At 36.9% G+C, this 21,820-nt stretch carries 27 protein-coding genes and 1 other RNA gene; 22 read left to right on the forward strand and 6 right to left on the reverse strand.

What is annotated here, in order from left to right:
- Positions 1-56 precede the first annotated feature (56 nt).
- The 4 genes from ACR30L_RS06950 to ACR30L_RS06965 all read left to right on the forward strand — a co-directional run bounded on the left by ACR30L_RS06950 (position 57) and on the right by ACR30L_RS06965 (position 3,781).
- On the forward strand, positions 57-680 hold the full coding sequence (locus tag ACR30L_RS06950; protein ID WP_435237302.1) for a LysE/ArgO family amino acid transporter: 624 nt from the start codon (positions 57-59) through the stop codon (positions 678-680).
- Positions 681-844: 164 nt separating this feature from the next.
- Complete coding sequence (gene cbiB / locus ACR30L_RS06955) at positions 845-1,804, forward strand: adenosylcobinamide-phosphate synthase CbiB (protein WP_435237303.1); 960 nt, start codon at positions 845-847, stop codon at positions 1,802-1,804.
- Positions 1,801-2,352, forward strand: coding sequence for a histidine phosphatase family protein (locus tag ACR30L_RS06960; protein ID WP_435237304.1), 552 nt, complete (start codon positions 1,801-1,803; stop codon positions 2,350-2,352). The genes cbiB and ACR30L_RS06960 overlap by 4 nt, the downstream gene beginning before the upstream one ends.
- Before the next feature lie 274 nt (positions 2,353-2,626).
- The gene (locus ACR30L_RS06965; protein ID WP_435237305.1) at positions 2,627-3,781 is read left to right on the forward strand and encodes a conjugal transfer protein TraF; all 1,155 of its coding nucleotides are present in this window, start codon (positions 2,627-2,629) and stop codon (positions 3,779-3,781) included.
- Positions 3,782-4,010: 229 nt separating this feature from the next.
- On the opposite strand, the gene ACR30L_RS06970 is transcribed toward ACR30L_RS06965, so the two are convergent.
- Positions 4,011-4,151, reverse strand: a complete 141-nt coding sequence (locus ACR30L_RS06970; RefSeq protein WP_435237306.1) for a hypothetical protein — start codon at positions 4,149-4,151, stop codon at positions 4,011-4,013.
- Between the two features lie 53 nt (positions 4,152-4,204).
- On the opposite strand from ACR30L_RS06970, the gene ACR30L_RS06975 reads away from it, so the two are divergent.
- The 6 genes from ACR30L_RS06975 (at position 4,205) to ACR30L_RS07000 (ending at position 9,235) form a co-directional block, all read left to right on the forward strand.
- Positions 4,205-5,704: a hypothetical protein gene (locus ACR30L_RS06975; RefSeq protein ID WP_435237307.1), complete on the forward strand. Its 1,500-nt coding sequence runs from the start codon at positions 4,205-4,207 to the stop codon at positions 5,702-5,704.
- A 280-nt stretch (positions 5,705-5,984) separates the two neighbouring features.
- Positions 5,985-6,536, forward strand: coding sequence for a hypothetical protein (locus ACR30L_RS06980; protein ID WP_435237308.1), 552 nt, complete (start codon positions 5,985-5,987; stop codon positions 6,534-6,536).
- A gap of 218 nt (positions 6,537-6,754) precedes the next feature.
- The gene (locus ACR30L_RS06985; protein WP_435237309.1) at positions 6,755-7,213 is read left to right on the forward strand and encodes an AAA family ATPase; all 459 of its coding nucleotides are present in this window, start codon (positions 6,755-6,757) and stop codon (positions 7,211-7,213) included.
- Between the two features lie 140 nt (positions 7,214-7,353).
- On the forward strand, positions 7,354-8,001 hold the full coding sequence (locus ACR30L_RS06990) for an NAD-dependent epimerase/dehydratase family protein (RefSeq protein ID WP_435237310.1): 648 nt from the start codon (positions 7,354-7,356) through the stop codon (positions 7,999-8,001).
- Between the two features lie 24 nt (positions 8,002-8,025).
- Complete coding sequence (locus tag ACR30L_RS06995; protein ID WP_435237311.1) at positions 8,026-8,679, forward strand: YceH family protein; 654 nt, start codon at positions 8,026-8,028, stop codon at positions 8,677-8,679.
- A 10-nt stretch (positions 8,680-8,689) separates the two neighbouring features.
- Complete coding sequence (locus ACR30L_RS07000; protein ID WP_435237312.1) at positions 8,690-9,235, forward strand: DUF1415 domain-containing protein; 546 nt, start codon at positions 8,690-8,692, stop codon at positions 9,233-9,235.
- Positions 9,236-9,260: 25 nt separating this feature from the next.
- Here ACR30L_RS07000 and def read toward each other — a convergent pair whose 3' ends face one another.
- Both def and ACR30L_RS07010 read right to left on the reverse strand, forming a co-directional pair.
- A complete protein-coding gene (gene def, locus ACR30L_RS07005) occupies positions 9,261-9,809 on the reverse strand; it encodes a peptide deformylase (RefSeq protein WP_435237313.1) in 549 nt (182 codons plus the stop codon).
- Positions 9,810-9,813: 4 nt separating this feature from the next.
- Positions 9,814-9,984 carry a hypothetical protein gene (locus ACR30L_RS07010; protein WP_435237314.1) on the reverse strand — a complete coding sequence of 57 codons (171 nt, stop codon included), beginning with the start codon at positions 9,982-9,984 and terminating at the stop codon, positions 9,814-9,816.
- A 326-nt stretch (positions 9,985-10,310) separates the two neighbouring features.
- Between ACR30L_RS07010 and ACR30L_RS07015 the strand changes: the two genes are divergently transcribed.
- From ACR30L_RS07015 to ACR30L_RS07025, 3 genes are all read left to right on the forward strand, one after another.
- Positions 10,311-11,234, forward strand: coding sequence for a M14 family metallopeptidase (locus tag ACR30L_RS07015; protein ID WP_435237315.1), 924 nt, complete (start codon positions 10,311-10,313; stop codon positions 11,232-11,234).
- A 182-nt stretch (positions 11,235-11,416) separates the two neighbouring features.
- The gene (folE, locus tag ACR30L_RS07020; RefSeq protein ID WP_435237316.1) at positions 11,417-12,076 is read left to right on the forward strand and encodes a GTP cyclohydrolase I FolE; all 660 of its coding nucleotides are present in this window, start codon (positions 11,417-11,419) and stop codon (positions 12,074-12,076) included.
- 343 nt (positions 12,077-12,419) lie between these two features.
- On the forward strand, positions 12,420-13,118 hold the full coding sequence (locus ACR30L_RS07025) for a PEP-CTERM sorting domain-containing protein (protein ID WP_435237317.1): 699 nt from the start codon (positions 12,420-12,422) through the stop codon (positions 13,116-13,118).
- A 221-nt stretch (positions 13,119-13,339) separates the two neighbouring features.
- Here the strand turns inward: ACR30L_RS07025 and ssrA are convergent.
- Both ssrA and smpB read right to left on the reverse strand, forming a co-directional pair.
- Positions 13,340-13,694, reverse strand: a transfer-messenger RNA (tmRNA) gene (ssrA, locus tag ACR30L_RS07030).
- 110 nt (positions 13,695-13,804) lie between these two features.
- The gene (smpB, locus tag ACR30L_RS07035) at positions 13,805-14,296 is read right to left on the reverse strand and encodes an SsrA-binding protein SmpB (protein WP_435237318.1); all 492 of its coding nucleotides are present in this window, start codon (positions 14,294-14,296) and stop codon (positions 13,805-13,807) included.
- A 189-nt stretch (positions 14,297-14,485) separates the two neighbouring features.
- Between smpB and ACR30L_RS07040 the strand changes: the two genes are divergently transcribed.
- Both ACR30L_RS07040 and ACR30L_RS07045 read left to right on the forward strand, forming a co-directional pair.
- Positions 14,486-14,923: an SRPBCC family protein gene (locus tag ACR30L_RS07040; RefSeq protein WP_435237319.1), complete on the forward strand. Its 438-nt coding sequence runs from the start codon at positions 14,486-14,488 to the stop codon at positions 14,921-14,923.
- An 8-nt stretch (positions 14,924-14,931) separates the two neighbouring features.
- Positions 14,932-15,228, forward strand: a complete 297-nt coding sequence (locus ACR30L_RS07045) for an RnfH family protein (RefSeq protein WP_435237320.1) — start codon at positions 14,932-14,934, stop codon at positions 15,226-15,228.
- A gap of 82 nt (positions 15,229-15,310) precedes the next feature.
- Here the strand turns inward: ACR30L_RS07045 and ACR30L_RS07050 are convergent, their stop codons facing one another.
- On the reverse strand, positions 15,311-15,751 hold the full coding sequence (locus ACR30L_RS07050) for an outer membrane protein assembly factor BamE (protein WP_435237321.1): 441 nt from the start codon (positions 15,749-15,751) through the stop codon (positions 15,311-15,313).
- A gap of 241 nt (positions 15,752-15,992) precedes the next feature.
- On the opposite strand from ACR30L_RS07050, the gene hemA reads away from it, so the two are divergent.
- The 7 genes from hemA to ACR30L_RS07085 all read left to right on the forward strand — a co-directional run bounded on the left by hemA (position 15,993) and on the right by ACR30L_RS07085 (position 21,789).
- Positions 15,993-17,252, forward strand: a complete 1,260-nt coding sequence (gene hemA, locus ACR30L_RS07055; protein WP_435237322.1) for a glutamyl-tRNA reductase — start codon at positions 15,993-15,995, stop codon at positions 17,250-17,252.
- 76 nt (positions 17,253-17,328) lie between these two features.
- The gene (prfA, locus tag ACR30L_RS07060) at positions 17,329-18,420 is read left to right on the forward strand and encodes a peptide chain release factor 1 (protein WP_435237323.1); all 1,092 of its coding nucleotides are present in this window, start codon (positions 17,329-17,331) and stop codon (positions 18,418-18,420) included.
- Positions 18,421-19,254 carry a peptide chain release factor N(5)-glutamine methyltransferase gene (gene prmC, locus ACR30L_RS07065; protein WP_435237324.1) on the forward strand — a complete coding sequence of 278 codons (834 nt, stop codon included), beginning with the start codon at positions 18,421-18,423 and terminating at the stop codon, positions 19,252-19,254.
- A gap of 1 nt (position 19,255) precedes the next feature.
- Complete coding sequence (locus tag ACR30L_RS07070) at positions 19,256-19,636, forward strand: SirB2 family protein (protein WP_435237325.1); 381 nt, start codon at positions 19,256-19,258, stop codon at positions 19,634-19,636.
- A gap of 7 nt (positions 19,637-19,643) precedes the next feature.
- Entirely contained in the window at positions 19,644-20,519 is an 876-nt protein-coding gene (locus ACR30L_RS07075) for a SirB1 family protein (protein WP_435237326.1), read from the forward strand.
- Between the two features lie 11 nt (positions 20,520-20,530).
- Entirely contained in the window at positions 20,531-21,376 is an 846-nt protein-coding gene (gene kdsA, locus ACR30L_RS07080; RefSeq protein ID WP_435237327.1) for a 3-deoxy-8-phosphooctulonate synthase, read from the forward strand.
- A 77-nt stretch (positions 21,377-21,453) separates the two neighbouring features.
- Complete coding sequence (locus ACR30L_RS07085; RefSeq protein ID WP_435237328.1) at positions 21,454-21,789, forward strand: DUF423 domain-containing protein; 336 nt, start codon at positions 21,454-21,456, stop codon at positions 21,787-21,789.
- The last annotated feature ends 31 nt before the right edge of the window (positions 21,790-21,820 follow it).

The raw sequence follows: 21,820 nt of genomic DNA on the forward strand, positions 1-21,820 counted from the left end.
TAACATTAAAAAGCACATTATAGTTGAGCTCGAATTTTTAATAGAACGAGAGACTTATGCTAGCAAGTTACTTTACTGGGTTAACGTTAATGGCAACGTTAATTATGCCGATTGGAATGCAGAATGCATTTGTATTGAATCAAGGAGTGCGCAAGCAATATCATTTATCCGTTGCTGCATTTTGTTCTCTATCCGATGCTTTTTTTATGTCAATCGGTGTTTGGGGCGGAGCGCAACTGTTTTCAGCGTATCCTATTTTGCTTTATGGAATAAGCATACTCGGCGCTGGGTTTATGTTGACCTATGGTTGGCAGTGTTTACTGCGGGCTAAAAAAGGCAGCAGTGGTATTGATAATAGTAAAAAAATGAAAAACCTAAAAATGATCATGCTGACCTGTGCCGCCTTTACCTTCTTAAACCCGCATGTTTATATTGATACAATTGTTATTTTAGGTGGTTTTGCCGCCAATTTGAGTCATGAAGAAAAGCCGATGTTTGTCGTTGGGGGAATTAGCGCTTCATTTTTGTGGTTTTTCAGTCTAGCGTTGTTAGGTCAAAAACTCGCGCCTATTTTGGCTAAACCATTAGCACAACGTATTCTCGATACGGTTATTGGTGTCATGATGTGGATTCTGGCGTTATATTTATTAAAATCAGTGTTTCTGGAAGGGGTTATATAAGTGTGTTTTTTGCAAAAATAGAGTAGGTGTTATTGGATTATAACGGGTAAAATAATCAGTCTTCAACTTGATGTTAAATCCAATGTGAGTGTTTATGAGCAGTAGCCGATGCCTATTTTATCTGACTTTCTTAAATATTATTACCGATGTTCGTTGAGCCATTTATGATTGAAAATAGCAGTTTATTGCTTAGTGCACTGATTCTTGTTGCTAGTCTATGGCTCGATAAATGGCTTGGTGAACCAGCTCGATACCATCCTTTAGTCGGATTTGGTTTATGGGCGAATCAAATAGAAAAAAAATGTCGTTCACTTCCTTTACTAACTGCCAAGCAGCAAGGGATTATTGCTTGGTGCGTTGCTGTGCTACCTATCGTTATTATCTGTTATTTTTTGCTTAATCTATTGTTGTCTCTGTCACTGTGGTTATGGGTGTTAACTAATGTGGTCATTGTGTATTTGACCATTGGCGGCAATAGTTTATTACAACATGCGGACAATATTTATAAACCCTTAATAAAAGGAGATGTTGAGCAAGCACGTTATCATGTTTCTCGCATCGTAAGCCGTAATACTGAAAAAATGACGGAAGATGAAATTATCTCTTCAACGATTGAGTCGGTTCTGGAAAATGGTAATGATGCTGTATTTGCACCTATGGTTTGGTTTTTGTTACTCGGGGCTCCCGGCGCGTTATTGTTGCGGTTAGTTAATACCTTGGATGCAATGTGGGGCTATAAAAACGAGAAATATATATTATTTGGTTGGTGTAGTGCCAAAATTGATGATCTATTAGGGTGGTTACCGGCACGTATTACTGCTATTGCATACGCAGTCCAGGGAAATACACGTCAGGCTTTTCAGTGTTGGTTTACTCAGGCTAAAGATTGTAAAAGTCCGAATGGTGGCGTTGTGATGACGGCAGGAGCGGGCACATTAGGAATTATTATTGGTGGGCCGACCTATTATGATGGTGTTTTAGAAGATAAAAAGCCAATGGGCGTAGGTCATCGAGCGACAACTAAAGCGATTTTTGCTGCAAATCGCTTAGTCGATAGAGGCTGCTTTGGTTTATCCTATTTGTGGTTATTGTCCGTATTCGTCAGTCTTGCAGTACAACAATGAAATTAGTGTTAATTCGCCATGGTGAAACCCATTGGAACAATGAAAATAGAATACATGGTTGGCTCGATAGTCCATTAACCGAGCAAGCTAAGTCGGATTTATCGGCATTAACGTTACCTGCTTTACATCAGCCGCTTTTATACAGTAGCGATCTCGGTCGCGCTCATGATTCCGCTAATATTATTGCCAATAAAATGGGGATTGATGTCATTTTAGACAAACGCCTTCGCGAGAGAAACTTTGGTATATTGCAGGGGCAAATAATTAATCATGGTGAAGCGTTACAGGCGCACTGGTTAAAATATCATCGGCGTTATATTACCCCGTTAATAGATATACCGGGCATTGAATCTGAGCTTGATTTTTCAACTCGTATTAATGATTTTTTCCGTGCATGTTTTCAGCATGATGATAACCGCGATATTATCATTGTCAGTCACGGAGAATGGTTACGTGGTTTGTCTAATATTATTGATGGTATTCCGTGTTGGCATCAAGGTCGTGGAATACCTGTTAATGTAAAGTTATTGATTTACCAGTATATTTAACAAAAACGCAACATAAAACAAAAATAAATACTAAAAGATAAGTTAAAAATACATATTATTTGAAAGTACCTTTAATTCATCATTATATGTAAGTAATTGATACTGTTTATCAGTCGTTTATTTGTTGAACTTTTCTCTAAAAATAATGTCACTTCGCAGTTTTGTCCTCTATTTATGACCGCTCATTTTTATCAAAATCAACTATGTTTATTTCAGGATGAAGTGTTTTTCACTGATTATTTATTTAAATTCAGTACATTAAGAGGATTTATCGATGCATAAACTAACCACATTAACTTTAGCTATGAGCAGTATTTTGCTTTCTTCAAATATTAATGCTGCGACTAAAGTGGCTGATGCTCGTGGTAACGCAATGGGGAATACCGGGGTCGCTTCGGCAGACTATCTGACAGCACCATTTTATAACCCCGCATTAGCAACAAGTTATAAAAGCAATGACGATTTTGGATTTTTTATTGCCGTTGATGTCGCTGCTAATGATCCCGATGATGCCATTGAGACGATTGATGATTTGCAATCTTTTATGGATGATTATGATCAATCTACAGCATCTAATAGTGATGTTGAAGTATTAGAAGGTTATCTGGATGATCTTAATGATAATACCTTGGCTGTCAGTGCTGGGGTGGGGGGTGCAATTGCATTACCAACAGAATTAGTGTCAACCAATTTATTTGCACGCGGATATACTGAAGTTGTTGCCGCAACGTATATAAGCGATGATAGTACCAGTAGTGATGACGCAACGGCTGCGCAAGAAAATTATGAAAATTCGGAAGTTCAATTATTAGCATTTGGCTATGTTGAGGTCGGATTGGCCTTTGCAAAAGAGTTTAAAGTGGCGGGTGAGAAAGTGTCATTTGGCGTAACACCTAAATATCAACAAATGACAACCTATGCGCAAAAGGTCACTATCGACGATTTTGATGTTGATGATTACGACGAAAGTGAAAATACAAAAAATGCATTCAATGTTGATTTAGGGGCTGCTTGGTACATTGATGACTTTAGAGCTGCCATTGCAATTAAAGATCTTTTCTCGCAGAAAATTAAAGCTAAAAGCACCAATGTTAGTGATACATACAACCTAGATACGCAAATTACATTAGGTGTGGCTTATACGAATGATTATTTTGTTGCAGCCATTGATGCTGATTTGACTAAGCAATCTCGCTTTGAAAATATCGATGATGATACACAGTTCATTCGGTTTGGTGTAGAAGGTAATGCTTGGGGATGGGCACAGTTACGCGCCGGTTATGAAATGGATCTTCAGGATACGCTTGATAATTCTTTCACTGCTGGTTTAGGTTTTAGTCCATTTGATTTGGTGAGTCTTGATATTGCAGGGGCTTATGCGGGTGAAAACCAATTAGGTGCTTCTGTTGGCGTCGCGGTCACTTTTTAATCTTTTTTGTCATATCATATTTAAAAGCGTAGCTTTCGAGCTGCGTTTTTTTTTGTCGTTAAAATGGCGTCATTTCCTTGTTAATCTTTATACACTTCTAAAAAAATAAAACACAAAATCATTTTAATTCAAACCCTTACATTTATTTTCCGTTTTGTTTTCAAGCTCATAAATACACTTTTTATTAAATGGCATATTTCATGCTTGATAAGAGATTATGGCAAAACATTTACATGTTATTGACGCTGATAAAGGCAAATTGATTCACATTTGTCAGTTCAGTGTCACCAAAATGACTATTTAAGCTTGTAGCATTGATTGCTCTATTTTTAGTCGTATTACACATTGATGTGGCTGTGTTGTTATTCATTGAATTACCGACATTGCTGAACAAAAATTTAATAAAATTTAAGGATTTTTACTATGAATAAGTCTATCTTAGCTTCTGCGCTTATCTCTGTTCTATTATCTGGTTGTGGTTCTGGCGGAGGTGGTTCTAATGAGGTTGTTATACCTGTTACTCATACTTGGCAGATTGTTCAGTTAAAATCTGTTGCTGAGTCTTCTTTAGATCCTAGCTGTATTATTTATGCCAATTCAAATGAAACAAGTGGTAATGTAATCACTGCTTATAAAGCTACATCAAATTACAATATTTTATATCATAATGCCGATGGCAGCATATCTGAGATAACTTCCGCTGAGAGTTTAACGAATGGAAAAATAACAATTACCGAAAGTGATATCCCAGCAGGAGGGTATGTTTCTCTCGAAGAAGTAGATGGATCTATTTCTAATGAAGCTGATGTATTTATGTTTGGTGTTGAAAAGTCATTATTAACTGACTTAGTGATCAATGTTAGGCAAAGTCAAACTGGGGCTACTTGTTATGCGGGAAGTGATTATCGTGATACAGAAGTTACATCTGATAGTGCTGTGTTATATGTTGATACCGATGGGTTGGAGTATTATCAAACTAGTTATGATCAAGACTCTATCTCTGGTAAATCATCTGTTTTAAAAATTCCAGTAGAATCTCCAATAATACCATTACATGATGTATTAGTAACTGCATTTTCTAATTATGACTCTGATTCCGAACAAAAAACTGGTTTAAGTTATTTTGCTTTTGCTGAGCCTGATGAAGTGTTTGATAGTTCTGACACAGATATATCATTTGTAACATTAAATTCAGCTAGTTTTGACTATAATTGGAGCTACAGTACTAATTCTGGTAGTACTATTTCATTAAATGAAAGTGCAGTTTTCACATTGCATGATGATATTGTTTATTATTGGCAGCCTTTATATGATTCTTTTGATTTAACAATAGCAGATAGTAATGATGTGACTAATTGGTCTGTTTATTTAACGGGTAGTGATGATGATTATGGATGGGATTTTGAAGCCTATATTGCCTTTGATAGTGATACAAGTTCAAATATCGATTTTGCATTACCTGAATTATACAGTTTAGGATCTACAACAATTACAAGTAGTTGTAATATTGGCAATGAAACGATTGATAATTGTATTGATATTGACGGTAGCTATGACAGCGATGACTTCACCGTTCAACGTACTCACGTAGAATTAACCGATGACGATAATAATTTAATTTATCAATCAATTTACTCATCAGCTAGTGATACGCCGATTCTTCTAGAAAGTTCACAGTACGAATTAAATGTAGATTCAATTGAAAACATTGAAATAAATCTTGTTAACTCTGATGTAAGCAGTGAAAATGCTATTAAGTATTTAATGGCAGAAAGTACAGATGAAGTTGCAGTGGGGGATGATGCCAGTGAGATTTCAGCATTTCAAGATGCAAACGGTTATGTGCCAACCGGTGATGAGCGTGATGAACTTGAATTAGCGATGTTTGAAGGTACGACAACACTTGTCAAAAGTGCAAAATAAATACGTGGAAATTACAAGAGTAGAGCTCATAAATTGAGCTGTACTCTTGTTTTAAATTGTGATTTTTGCTTTTAATACTGTGTTATAAAGTAAAATTAATTATTTAACGTTATTATTGATCCAAATTGCTATTTATTTCCTATACTTCAACAAGTTTATTATTCAGTTTTAAAAAGTGATAAGCTTACTTATATTAAGTGAAATAAATTAACATAAAGTTGGGTACTGTTAATCGTGTCTAGACCATATTAATTGAAATATAAAAGTTATCGGGAGTTCTATGAAAAAGTTACCTCTTTTAGTGTTAGCTACGATTACATCGTTACCTATGGTTGCACGGGCAGAGTTTAACCCAGGCGCTTTTTATTCAAATTTAGGTGCGACGTTAATCACTAATGACTCCCATGATGAAAGTGCCTATTATGTTGAATTAGGTTACAGTCATCGATTTGACCGTATTTTTTCAGCGGATGTGAGTTATAAAAAAGTAGAAACCTTTAATTCAACCGTCAGTGCAGGATCTAATGATTTTTCTCAAACCTACGACTCATATGGTGTTGGGGTCCGAGCAGATCAACAGATTGGTGTCATTAATTTATTTGCCAAAGCAGGCGGTAACTTTATTGCCTCGGAACTAACCACTTGGAACAATACGACGGCATCGGAACAAACCGATAAAGATAATAGTGTGAAGCCCTATGCGAGCGCCGGGATAAATATTGCCAGTCCATTTGATAATCGTATTACCTTTGGGGCGGCAATTACCTATGAAATGTTGCCTAATGATGAACATGCAACGTCTTTCAGTAGTGGTGTGAACTATGCGTTTTAATTGTTAGAGAGTTGAAAAAGTTTTAACTCTCTTAATAAGCTCTTCCAGCCGTTTATCTCTTCTATTTTAATCCTTTCCTATTAAGTTTCTGATGTTTTACACCTAAACAGGTTAAACTCTCGACCTGAATTAGTTTCATAGATTTTATACCCATTACCAATCAAGATGCACTTATCGGTTATTTGTTTGGATGACAATGGATCAATATAGGAATAAACATGCTAGTAGTAGAATATCAGAGTAAAAGTTATTATCGTTTTTTAGAAGATATAACGCAGATTGCAGATCATAAAAATCGTTTTTTAATCACCTTTAACGCCGCCAATGCCGTTGATTTACAGGCAGCGGTACGAGAGCTTATTGCGAATACAGATAATGATTGTCTATTTTCAACGGCAATAAAACAACAGATGCAAGATGCGGGAGTATCAGATTTATTTGCAGAAGTGCGTAGTAATCGTAATATGCTACTTTTTCAACATGCAGATATTCTTTTTGATAAAAGAACCGCCGTTAAAAACGGCCATGAACGTGAAACCGAGTTTAATATTAATCATTTATTTAAAAATATTGCTAAGCATAATGGTATTGTCATTCTTGCTACGGATAAAATGCAAACATTAAGCTCGGCAATGTCGACAAAAATGGATGTGGTCATTCGTTTTCCAAGTAGTTAAAGATGATTGCTTTTTTTAGCTGTATCCTTCGTTTATCGTATCACTTTGTACATATTGATATTCCTCTTCTATAAACTTATCTTTATTATGTTATTTGGTTTAATATTATTGATATCAAAGGATTAAAAGGCAGTGATGTGGTGAATAAAACAGCAGTTGTTATTGGTGCAACGGGGTTAGTTGGTCACGCTATTGTGATGCAAATAATACAGATGGAACAGATTAGTAAAATTGTGACTTTAACGCGCCGTCCGGTCTCGTATTCCTCGGAAAAAGTGGTTAATCAGGTCGTTGATTTTGATAATTTAGAAGGCATCTCAGAGCTGTTACGGGGAGATTATTTGTTTTCATGTTTGGGTACGACACTAAAACAAGCTGGTAGTATTGAGGCGCAACGAAAAGTTGATATAGATTACCAATTTAAAGTTGCACAACTCGCTGCTAACGTCGGAGTTGAACATTATTTATTAGTTTCTGCCAGTGGTGCTAATCCGCAGAGTAAAAATGCCTACTTGAAAATGAAAGGGGAGTTAGAGCAAAAAATTACCGCTTTACCCTTTTCTCAAATTAGTATTTTTCAACCTTCATTATTATTGGGACAACGAGATCATTTCCGTATGGGAGAAAAAATCGGCAGTTGGATATTGCCAATCTTAGGCTTTATTCCTGTGTTGAAACGCTATCGTCCGATAACTGGTCAACAAGTCGCTAAAAAAATGATTGCAGTGAGCCAGCAAACATTACCTCGATTAAATTATTTTCGTTTAGACGATATTTTCATTAAATAAATACATACATAAAGGAATGATTTTATGATCACACTTACTGATTTACAAAGTCGTGTTATTGGCGTCATGCTTGAAAAAGAGATCACGACACCGGAGCAATATCCATTGTCTTTGAATGCACTGACTAATGGTTGTAATCAAAAGAGTAATCGAGATCCTGTGTTGTCATTGTCGGAATCAGAAGTGCAAAATGTGGTCGATGAGTTAATCGAGTTGAAACAGGTTATGGTTGATACGGGGGCATCTGGACGAGTTAATAAATATAAGCATCGTTTTTGTAATACGTCATTTGGTAGTTTACAGTTTACAGACCAGCAAAAGAGCCTCATTTGTGTGTTATTACTGCGAGGTGCACAAACACCCGGTGAACTGCGTACGCGTACTAATCGACTGGCTGAATTTAGTAATGTCAACGAAGTTGAAGAGGCATTAACACAATTACAGCAGCTAAATAATAACAAATTAGTTAAAAAATTAGAGAGAGAGCCAGGTAAAAGGGAATCTCGTTATATTCATTTATTTTCCGGCAGTGTTAATATTGATGTTATAAAAGTTGATGAACAAACAGAATCGTTAATTGATCAGGATGATCTTGAATCTCGGGTTAAATCGTTGGAACAAGAGGTTAACGATTTGAAAAGTGAGTTAGCTAATTTTGCCGCGTTAATGAATAAATAAAGAGTCTCAAATGGATGATTCAAATATAATTATTACCCAGATAGAAAACTGGGTAAAACAAGTTATTGTAAAATATAACATTTGTCCCTTCGCGCGAAAAGAGGTCGAATTAGGTTCGATTCGATACCATGTTGTTGAGCAAGATAATCTTGAAGGTGTGTTGGCTGACTTGGTGAAAGAGTGTCAATTTCTAGATAAGCACCAAGAGACTGAAACGACATTATTTATTATTCCGAATGGTTTCCAATCATTTGACCATTTTCTCGATTTGGTCGAATTAGCCAATGATTTATTATTTGAGCAAGGGTTTGAAGGTGTTTATCAATTAGCCAATTTTCATCCCGATTATTGTTTTGCTGGAGAGCCTCAACATGATCCTGCAAATTACACAAACCGATCGCCATACCCTTGTTTACATCTTATCCGCGAAGACAGTATGTCATTGGCATTAGATACTCACCCGGATCCCGATGCCATTCCCGAGCGTAATATTGAATTTTGTCGGAAAAAAGGTGAGGAATTTTTTGCTAATTTATTGGCTAAGTGTTTAAAGTGAAAATTAAATATTTGTCGATTTAGTTTTATGATTTCTTTATTGCGAACTGTTGATACCATTCAACTTCACTCATTAAATCGTCGGCGGATTCTAGTTGATCAATAAAGGTTAATCCATTTAGGTGATCGAGTTCATGTTGAAAGATACGTGCAATAAAACCGGAAAATGTTTTTTGATGTACATTGCCTTTTCGGTCTGAATAGCGCACCGAAATTTGTTTATGTCTCGGAACTAAACCTCGTAAACTGGGTACACTTAAACAGCCTTCCCAACCTTTTATTTTCTCACTAGAGCCATTTAAAATTTCTGGGTTAATGATGGCTGTCGGTTCCATAAATGGTGCATCGGGATAACGTTCATTAGGCTTTGAGCACATAATAAATATTTGTTGGCTATGGTGAACTTGTGGGGCAGCAATACCAACGCCATTTGCTTGTTCGACGGCAATCATCATTTGATTTATTAATTGCTGGCACTCATCGGACAGAATGTTGTCAACTTTGGCTGCTTTTTGCCTTAATACCGGATTACCTAATTGAGCAATAGAGTAATTCGCACTATTTGCTTGATTCATTTTCTTAATCTTCTGTTTTGATTGTTATTTCAATGTGTTTACTTTTTCCTGCAAACCAATTTTGTACATAAATAGAGCCTAATACCGGTGGCATACCGTCTTCGGCAATTTCTTTAAAACGAATACTGTTTTTATTTTGTTTTTCAATTTCAAACTTTATTGTTTTTTCAGGCATGATTTAGATATTTCAATGGCTTGATTAGACTTTTATTGTATACCTGTTAGGACTGAATATGCAAAATTCAGACATGTATTTAAACAATACATTTTAGACATTTACGTATAGGTAATCGATTGAATGCTATAGTGAAAATATTATTTATAACGAGAATTATTATCAATATTTGCTATTGTGCCTTGTGTCGATTCAAGAATGGTTTTACTATTTTGTTCTATCAATAACGTGACTGGATGAAGGCGTTGTCTTATGCATTAAAATGGTAATAAAGCCTATTAACCTCATCATTTTTACACATAAAGAATAACTCTCATGGATATATAATGAATACAGAAAAAAATTACCCTATTGGTGTTTCTGGACAAAAGTGGGGAAGTAAAGAAGTCGTAGAATGGCGAGAAATCCAAGTCATTAAGCGTAGTTATCAGGATTGCGTAATAAAAAAATTTAAAGCGATAGGTGATCATTTAATCACTATTCAATATGGTGAATTACTCTACGGCTCAATGACATATCCATTATATGCCTTAAAATCTAAGCATTGGCGAAATGATCGTCCAACTATTTTAGTCACGGGAGGGGTTCATGGATATGAAACGAGTGGCGTTCATGGTGCAATTCGATTTGCGAGCGACACAGTTAAACATTATCTAAATCAGTACAATTTTATTGTTATTCCCTGTGTTAGCCCCTGGGGGTATGAAACGATTAACCGCTGGAATCCAGATGCAATTGATCCGAATCGTTCTTTTTATTCACAAAGCCCTGCACAAGAATCTGCATTAGTGATGGATTTTATTGATTCACTTGGTATTGAATTTGTCGCTCATATTGATCTTCATGAAACGACGAATACCGATAATACTGAATTCAGACCCGCATTAGCGGCGCGAGATGCTATTGAACAAAAACAATGGGATATTCCCGATGGTTTCTACTTGGTGGGTGATACAACTAAACCGGTTGATAATTTTCAACGCACAATTATTCATAAAGTACAGAGCGTCACTCATATCGCACCAGCCGATTCACAACAACGATTAATTGGCGAATCAATCACACAATTTGGCGTGATAAATTATGCTGCTCGCGAATTAGGGCTATGTATGGGGATGACCGATGCACCCTATGTCACCACAACAGAAGTTTATCCCGATAGTTTGCTCGTTGATGATGAGAATTGCGTTCAGGCTCAAGTCGCTGCTATTTGTGGCGCCATTGAATACTTGAATTTGTCCCTTAGTTAGTAAGAACAATATAAACCACTGAACATTTATTACATCAAATTAAATAATTTAAAATGAACGTGGGGTTATTTCACTTCTTGTGCGTATTTTGATTTATAATCACCGGCAATTAGTATTAGTAAGCGTTCAAATATCGAAACAAATAATTTTATTAATGAAGGTTATTTGTTAATAGAGGAAATATGTCAAATACAGCAGTAACGTTAAGCGAGTCAGCCATTCAAGTCCGAGATGCACTTATTGAATGTGGATTAGAAACCCCAATGACAACGAATGAGTACAGTCCTGAAGAACGTAAAATCAAAATAGAAACGCATATGCGAGAGATATTGAAGTTAATGTCACTAGATTTAACCGATGACAGTTTAGCTGATACTCCTAAGCGTATTGCCAAAATGTATGTTGATGAGATCTTTTCAGGATTAGATTACGCTAACTTTCCTAAAATTACCGTTATTCAAAATAAAATGCACTTCGATGAGATGGTAAAGGTTAACGATATTACGATGATAAGTACGTGTGAACATCATCTTGTTACGATTGATGGATTAGCGACGGTTGCTTATTTACCAAGAAAAAAAATTATTGGTTTATCTAAAATTAATCGGATTGTACGTTTCTTTGCACAACGTCCACAAGTTCAAGAGCGACTTACGCAGCAGGTACTTGTTGCATTACAAACTTTATTAGAAACGAAAGATGTGGCTGTTAAAATCGATGCGGTACATTATTGCGTTAAATCTCGTGGTGTAATGGATTCGACTAGTTCAACAACAACCACTTCGTTAGGGGGGATTTTTAAATCAAACCCAGCCACTCGTCATGAGTTTCTTCATCCGTAAAGAATAGGTTACTTAGATATCAACTTCCTATAATGTGTGGGAAGTTGATTTTTCAACCCGATAGAAACCTTCTCCTTTTTATCCCCTGCGTTTAGCAATATCAGTTGTATTCCTTTTCATTAACTCTCTACTCGAACTAAACAATTGATTATACGTACGAAAGAAAGTCAATTAAGCTGCTTTGTAGTAAGTTTAATTTTCCATGCTATTCTTAATGTTTTTAGATAATAAATATTTTATTGAGTCAATTTTGTGATTTTTGTTTCACAATGTATTTTTCAAAATAATAGTATGTAGTTTAACTGGTTACTTTTATTCACGATCATCAAAAATAGGAAGTAATATGCGGGATATTTTATATAAAATGCTTGTAATAGGGATGCTGTCAGTAACTTCTATTGCTGCTAATTCAACGGTCATGATGGGGAATTTAAGTTATGATGATACTGATTCTCATCTTTTTACTGGTATCAATGGCGGGAAGTCTTATGTTGGATGGACTGAAACTTTATTTTATTCCTATGAAGAAACACTTGCTTTAACACAACCCGGTGAAATTTATGAAAATTACTATTTAGCAACAGCTTATGAAGCAGCTGAATTTTTCTCTTTAGCGACGGGGGTATTCGCCGATGTAGGTACTGAATATGATAAATTTAAATCTTCATACCTATCGCCTTCGTTACCTAATTTATATGGGGAAAATGATTCTACATTTGGGATCACGGCTGGCGATGAAGGTTTATCTTATTTATTTAAGTCAGGTAAAGATGAATGGGGAAATCAACTCATTGGTCGTGTGACACTTTATGGTTATGTTAATTGGATGACTTATCATACGATTACAACATCATCAACGGATACTTCTGATGCATGGAAACAGGGGATGACCACCCGTAGCCATACTGCTTGGATTTTAGTGCCGGAACCTAGTAGCTTATTGATTTTAAGTATCTGTGTGTTTGGATTGGTTGTTGCGCGTAAACGATTTGGAAGGACAGCGTTAGACCCTGTAAATAACTTACTTTTAAAACGTGTTTGATCGTTTATTAGTAAATGAAGGTATTGTAACTGTTACACGATACCGACTGCATCGAGGTTGGTATTCCTAAAATCATGTTTAAATATTGGGCATGCCTTATGGAATACCATTATTCGTAGCTGCTGGTGGACACTAATAGACGTTGATAGATGCTAAGTGATTGATTTTACTATTCTACAGGCACAAAAAAAGACGTCCTGAGACGTCTTTAAATGTGTAAGTGGTGGAGATGGGGGGATTTGAACCCCCGTCCGAAAAACCTACATCCTCGGTACTACATGCTTAGTCTTTCTTTTGGTTAACTTGGTACTCTCCGAAAGACAGGATAGCAACAAGCGAGTCCGATACTGTTTCGCGGTTCACCCTCGAACAAGGTTCCCTCGCTATCCAAATGTAAATGACCTTCCGAATCCCTGCCCATAGGAGAAACGTGGGTGGAAGGCTAGCTAGCCTAAGCTGCTAGAGCGTAGTTATCGTCGTTTGCAACTATAACTTTGACGGCTTTTTACGAGGCCAGCCGTCACCTCGGCATGCACCTTGGGTTTCATGAATCTCGTCGAATCCTGAATCATCCCCACGGTCATAAGCAGTTACTGCTTACGGTGTGATACTAACAAAACAAAAGGTTATAGGATAGTGTTATCTACGCTATATTCCTATTTTTGTTGCTTATTTATATCGTTTGCTTAACTTTTGCGCGTATCGTGTTTCATCATTCTTTCTTTCTGTACTTTCCATTCACGATCTTTAATATCTGAACGTTTATCGTGTGCTTGTTTACCCTTTGCTAATGCAAAAGAGAGTTTAACCCACGCTTTTTTCCAATACAGAGAAACGGGAATGATTGAATAGCCTTGGCGTTCAACTTTGCCGACTAATGCTTCAATTTCTCGTTTTTTGAGTAATAATTTGCGGTAGCGCATTGGGTCACACACAACGTGTGTTGATGCTGCGATTAAAGGAGGGAAAGTTGCACCTAATAGCCATGCTTCTCCGTCTTTTAGGAAAATATAACTATCTGCGATGTTTGCTTTGCCCGCACGTAACGATTTTACTTCCCATCCTTGTAATGAGAGACCTGCTTCAAAGCGCTCTTCTAGATGGAAATCATGACTAGCACGTTTATTGCGTGCTATCGTATTGTCATTGTTTTTAGATTTTGAATTTTTTTTAGCCATAGTCTGGCATTGTACCTCTAAACAATTTGTAATTGCTATTTCAATTGCGGGTAAATTTAAGGAAATTCCCCCAAATTTGCAATTTATTTTTTATTCAATGACAAACTTCTCGTGTATCAAGTCCTCCTAATTCTTGAAGTCGTTTAGGGATAGTGTTGTAATATGCGTTTTTTGGCAAGAGGTTGATAAATGGCAGAAGTATCACGTAGCGCATTGCTGATGTACAGTGCAGATGAAATGTATCGATTAGTTAATGACGTGGATGCTTACCCTGAGTTTTTACCGGGTTGTGTTGCTGCTAATGTCCTCGATAGTTCAGCGCAATTAATGCGCGCTTCGATCAAGGTGTCAAAGGCGGGTATTAGCCAAACATTTACAACTGAAAATACGCTGATAGAAAATCGCTCAATTGCAATGAATTTGATTGAGGGGCCGTTTAATCATTTAAGTGGTGGATGGACCTTTACCGAACTTGATACGCTAGCTTGCAAGGTTAATCTTGATTTACAGTTTGAATTTAATAATCGTTTAACCGAAATTGCTTTCGGGCGCATTTTTAATGAGTTAGTTGGCACTATGGTTAAATCTTTTGCGGCACGAGCAAAAGTTGTTTATGGGGTTCGTTAGGAATAAATATGAATAAGTTAATTGATATTGAAGTTGTGTATGCATTACCCGATCGTCAACAACTTATATCACTTCCGGTTCCAGAGGGGAGTTCGATAGAAACGTGTATTAATTTGTCAGGTATCACTAAACATTTTTCTGAGATTGTGGCAAGTAAAGCACAGGTCGGCATCTTCAGTGTCCCACAAAAATTATCTACTATTGTTAAGGCCGGCGACCGAATTGAAATATACCGTCCGTTAATTGCTGATCCTAAAGAAATGCGTAAGATCCGAGCGGCTAAGTTAGCGAAGAATAAAGTTTAATCATGGCCATTAATCGGTAATGCGTTTTATGTTACAATAGCCGCAATTGATAATGTCGTTTCAATTGCGGATGACTCTATTTTTATTGTTCAACTGTTACCGTATTATCTTTGGCTTGGTTGCTGTCATTCGCTGTGTTTTCAGCCGCTTTATTCGGTGCATTTTTAATTTTTTGGTTTTGTAATGGATTTTCTTCAATCGCTTCGTCTTGTTGAATACTGGTCAATATTTTACCCTGGAAATGCAGTACAACATATTGCTCTTGTACTTTTTCGCCACCCGGTTTGATATAACGAATATAATACCATTTTGAAGAATCAAATTGATCAATCAGCATGGGCGAACCGAGAATGAAAATGACTTGTTCTTGAGTCATCCCTACTTCGACTTGATCAAGTTTTTCATCTTCGAGGTAGTTACCTTGTGTTACGTCTATTTGATAGACAAAGGTATCATAAAGGTATGAACATCCCGAGAGGGAAAATGCTAAAAATGAACAGCTAATAAATTTTTTGATAGACATGATTTTTGCAACAACTTAATTCATAAAAGAATGTTGATAATACCCAAGGCTTTGCCACTTGTAAAAATATAAAGGAAGATATTTTTTATTTGTTTAGATGAGCGTCTACAATCGCGGCTATTTTTCGGTAAAATTATCTATTTGCAGACGGATATGAAACGTTTCTTTAAATGTGGTGCAAATGTCCGTAGAATTCGACCTTTATTTTAAATACTTTTTTCTGGTTTTGTGAACTTATTGAATGCCTCTATTTTCGTTAGGAATTAATCATCAAACAGCTTCAGTCTCGTTGCGCGAAAAAGTTGCATTTGCTCCTGAATCGTTATTAGAAGCTTATCAGCAATTGTTGCTGCAAGAAACGGTGAGAGGCGCCGTCATTGTGTCAACGTGTAATCGAACGGAGATTTACTGTGATTTATCGTTAGATGATGCTCAGCCGGTAATTGATTGGTTGTGTCATTTTCATCAGTTAGATAAAAATGAGTTAGCCGCAAGTTTATATTGTTATCAAGGTCGCCAAGCGATTCAGCATCTTTTTCGTGTTGCCAGTGGATTAGATTCACTTGTGTTAGGCGAGCCGCAAATACTTGGGCAAATCAAACAAGCTTTTGCGACTGCTAATCAGACTAAAAATGTTAATCAGGTTATTAGTAAATGGTTTCAGCGCACATTTTCTGCTGCTAAGCGTGTAAGAACAGAAACTCAAATTGGTGCAAATGCCGTATCCGTTGCCTTTGCAGCAGTAAGATTAGCGACACAAATTTTCAGTGATTTATCGAAAAGCCACATTTTATTAATTGGCGCCGGTGAAACGATTGAATTAGTCGGTAAGTATTTAATCGAACATAATGTGCCAAATATTACTATTGCGAATCGCACGTTAGCTCGCGCGGTTGAGTTGGTTGATAAGTTCGACGCTCAAGCGATTTCTTTAGAGGAGATCCCAAATCATCTCGCACACGCTGATTTGATTATTTCGTCGACGGCCAGCCCGTTACCTATTATCGGAAAAGGGTTAGTGGAGCGTGCATTAAAGGCGCGTCGTCATAAACCAATGTTGTTTATTGATATTGCGGTTCCTCGCGATATTGAGTCGGAAGTCGGGGAGTTAAATGACGCCTATTTATATAGTGTGGATGACCTTCAAGGTATTATCGATGAAAATATACAGGCACGTCAGGAAGCCGCCATTGATGCTGAGAAAATAGTGGCGGATTGCGTTGATGACTTTATTGCTTGGCAAGAGTCATTAAAAGCCGTTGAAAGTATTCGTTTGTATCGAAATCATAGCGAACAGATACGAGATCAACTATTAGCGAATGCTAGTTTAGCGCTAGCGAATGGTAAGTCGCCTGAAAAAGTATTAAAAGAATTTGCATTTAAGTTAACCAATAAATTAATTCATCATCCAAGTAAGGCGCTTACCGAAGTTAGCCATTCCGATGATAATCATGAATTGCAGTTATTGCGGATGGCTTTAGGGTTAAATACAGAAGAATAATAAAAATGATAGCCGTTTTATTTGAATTAAAAATAAGCGCATTGAATCGAATTGTTAAAAAGAGATTAAATTAAATATGAAAGAATCAATTATAGCTAAGTTAGAAGGTCTCGTTGAACGTTATGAAGAAGTTCAAGGATTACTTGGCGTTCCAGAAATAATGAATGATCAAGATAAATACCGTGAACTAACCAAGGAATATTCTCAGTTAGAAGAAGTGGTTAATTGTTTTCAATCTTATCAGGGGGCGGTTGATGACTTAGACGCTGCTGAAATGATGTTAGAAGATGATGATCCTGATATGCGCGAAATGGCTAAAGATGAAGTTTCTGAAGCAAAAGAAGCACGCGAGAAATTAGCCGATGAATTACAAATTTTATTATTACCTAAAGATCCAAATGATGATCGCAACTGTTATTTAGAGATTCGAGCAGGCGCTGGTGGTGATGAAGCTGCTATATTTGCAGGCAATTTATTCCGCATGTACAGCAAATATGTTGATACTAAGAATTGGCGTATGACGGTTATGAATACAAATGCCAGCGAACAAGGCGGTTATAAAGAGTTAGTGGCTAAAATTGATGGGCAAGGTGCCTACGGTGTAATGAAGTTTGAGTCTGGTGGTCACCGTGTGCAACGTGTGCCTGAAACCGAATCTCAAGGTCGCGTTCACACTTCTGCTTGTACCGTTGTTGTTATGCCTGAAATCCCTGAAGCTGAAGCGATTTCGATTAATCCTGCTGATTTAAAAGTTGATACATTTCGTGCATCAGGCGCGGGTGGGCAGCACGTTAATAAAACCGATTCTGCGATTCGTATTACCCATTTACCAACGGGGACCGTTGTAGAATGTCAAGATCAGCGTTCGCAACATAAAAACAGAGCACAGGCAATGTCTGTTTTACAATCACGTTTACAACAAGCTGAAGATGAAAAGAATCAAGCGGAAGAGCAGACTATTCGTCGAAGCCTAGTAGCAAGTGGTGATCGAAGCGAACGTATTCGAACTTATAATTACCCACAGGGGCGTGTGAGTGATCACCGTATCAATCTAACCCTTTATCGTCTAAATGAAATTTTAGAAGGGGATTTAGATGCATTACTTGAGCCGATTCTTCAAGAAGATCAAGCTGATAAATTAGCCGCGCTTGCACAGGGCGATTATTAATTGCGTATTGATGATGCATTAACATGGGCGACATTTTTGTTGGCCGGCAGTGATAGCCCTGAACTCGATGCGCGAGTGTTATTAGCCCATGTACTAGACAAAGAAACAATTTATTTAATGACCTGGCCGGAACGTGATATTAGTCGCGAGCATAAAGCTGAGTTTGAAGCGCTTGTACAAAAACGAATTAACGGTGTACCTGTTGCGCATTTAACGGGGATTCGTGAATTTTGGTCATTGCCTTTGAAGGTGAATGATTCGACGTTAATTCCAAGACCTGATACTGAAATATTAGTCGAGGCAGCCCTTGAAATTTTACCTAGTCAGGCCAATATATTAGATATGGGGACAGGAACTGGTGCTGTTATTTTGGCATTAGCATCCGAACGACCTCAAGCTAATTGTGTCGGAATAGATTTTAGTGCCAATGCGGTTAAATTGGCGACTGAAAATAGCAAACGGTTAAATATTAAGAATACCGTATTTAAGCAAAGTGATTGGTTTGAAAATGTAACGAGCACCTTTGATTTAATTGTGAGTAATCCACCTTATATCGATAAAAGTGATCATCATCTTAGTGAAGGCGACGTTCGCTTTGAACCTTTGTCGGCATTAGTCGCCGATGATAATGGATATTCCGATATTCAATTGATTGCGGAACAAGCCATCGATTACTTAAATGAAGGTGGAAAATTGATGTTTGAGCATGGCTTTGAACAAGGGGAATCAGTGCGAGCGCGATTAAATAAGCTTGGATATTTAGATATTAAAACGATAAAAGACTACGGTGGTAATGACCGTGTCACCAGTGCAACTTTTAGGAAACGCGCATAAAATGATGACTATTTTAAAATACATACACTTAGTATTTATTGCCATGGCAGTGTTATTGTTTATCTTTGCATTTGTTCAGCAATTTATCCGTAAAAAAGCATTGCCAGTTAAAGCTAAAAAAATATTGTTGCACACTCATTTAACTATTTTTCTTATTGGTGCCGTGTTGGCGTGGGCAAAACAGATTAATCCATTAATCGAAGAAAATTATTGGTTCTTGGAAAAAGTACTTGGCTTTGTTGCCTATAGCATCATGGTTTTTGTTTCTTTAAATAAAGATAAGCAAAAGGGCTTACAGGTTTTAGCATTTTTAGGCGCCTTCGGTTGGCTTACTTTTATAATGATGCTAATACATAGTCATCAAGCTATTTTATTAGGATAAAACGGACGTGATTACAGACTCTGATAATACAATGATTGAACATAGCGATTTCAAAAATGAGAATGGTCATTTAGTGTTTAATGAGCAATTTGATTTTGAATCGCATCCATTAATCGACATTGCGATGGCTATTGAATCTGAATTGACAGGCATTAAAGTCGCTCAGATTAAGCAAGAATTAACCCTTCAACATATCGTGATAAAATCGAAATTGTCGAATTTTCCTTATTCAGATAAAGGAAAGTTAACTGAATTAATTGATATTATTTATAATCAACAAGGTTTTACCGGTGATTGGAAAGCGTTCTTTAAAGTAGAAAATGCATTAATTTCAAAAGTGATTGAACGACGTAAAGGTATTCCAATTAGTATGGGGGTTGTCCTTTTAGACTTACTTGGTGTATGTGGTTTTGATGCGCAGGGAATTTGTTTCCCAAGTGGGTTTATCGTTAGGATACCATTAGAAAATGAAGTGGTTTATCTTGATCCCTTTACTGGTGATATGCCATCTTGGGAAGGGCTGGAACTTAAGGTGCGTGGGCAATTAGGTAACCATGCACGCTTGACCTTAGATATGCTTAAACCCGATACCAATAAAACAATTATTAAACGTCTTATTACTGTTATTAAAGCCGCTTATCTGCAAGATGACCAACTGACATTGGCATTGTTGTGCAGTGATATATTGCTGCGTATTGATCCTGATGATGCCTATGAAGTACGTGACCGAGGCTTTATCTTCCAGCAGTTAGATTGCTTTAAGTTGGCCAGTAGCGACTTTGAATATTTTATTGAACAGTATCCAGAAGATCCTATTGTTATGTTGTTGAAGCAGCAGATAAAAAAAATGAAAATAGAAAAACATACGCAAACCATTCATTAAAGAGAGTTAAGATGCAGCAAAAAATAATTAAAGTAGGTAATATTGAAGTCGCTAATGATCGTCCATTTGTTCTATTTGGTGGGATGAATGTACTTGAGTCTCGCGATTTAGCCATGAAGATGGTTGAGACTTATGTTGAAGCGACATCTGCCTTAAATATTCCCTATGTGTTTAAAGCTTCTTTTGATAAAGCGAATCGTTCATCTATCAATAGTTATCGCGGTCCTGGTTTGGAAGAAGGACTACGTATTTTTGAAGAAATTAAAAAAACATTTAATGTGCCAATTATCACCGATGTGCATGAACCTTATCAAGCGAAACCCGTTGCTGAAGTCGTCGATGTCATTCAGTTACCTGCTTTTCTAAGCCGTCAAACTGATTTAGTCCAAGCAATGGCTGAGACCAATGCCGTGATTAATGTTAAAAAAGCACAATTTCTTGCCCCGCATGAAATGAAACATATTATTACTAAATTTAATGAAGCAGGAAATGACGACATTATTCTTTGTGAACGCGGTAGTTGTTTTGGTTATAATAACTTAGTTGTTGATATGCTTGGCTTTAGCACCATGAAAGAAACCGGCTATCCGGTGATATTTGATGTGACGCATTCATTACAAAAACCCGGTGCACGTAGTGACAGTGCAGATGGTCGTCGCAGTCAAGTTGTTCAACTTGGTTTAGCGGGAATGTCTCAGGGGATTGCCGGTTTATTCTTAGAGTCCCATCCTGATCCTGCTAATGCAAAATGCGATGGTCCTTGTGCATTGCCGCTGGATAAATTGAAGCCTTTCCTATCCCAAATGAAACAGATGGATGATTTAGCTAAAAGCTTAGATATCATTGATACCGAGTAATTATTATCCAAACCATTACGTTTAGTAAAAGCACGCGTCTATTCCTTATTATTGCTTCTTTATTTGGGGCAGCGGGCGTGGCGCTTGGTGCATATGCCAGTCACGGATTAGCTTCGTGGGCTACAATCACTCAAATTGAATATTTTAAAACAGCGGTGCTTTATCAACTGTTACATGCCGTTGTTTTATTTGCCATCTCTTTACTCTCTCTCTTTTTGCGAAGTCGGTTTTTAATCGCCAGCCAAATACTATGTACTATTGGCATTCTATTCTTTAGTGGTAGCTTGTATGCCTATGTCATTACAGGTACTAAAGTATTAGGTGCTATTACGCCTGTCGGTGGATTGTGTTTAATCTTATCTTGGTTACTTTTGGTGATTGCATTATCGGTTAAATCACGCCATACCACGTAAACCCCATTATTTAAAATATTTGAAATAGGTA

The organism is Psychromonas saccharinae, assembly GCF_051201515.1.
Taxonomy (GTDB): domain Bacteria; phylum Pseudomonadota; class Gammaproteobacteria; order Enterobacterales; family Psychromonadaceae; genus Psychromonas.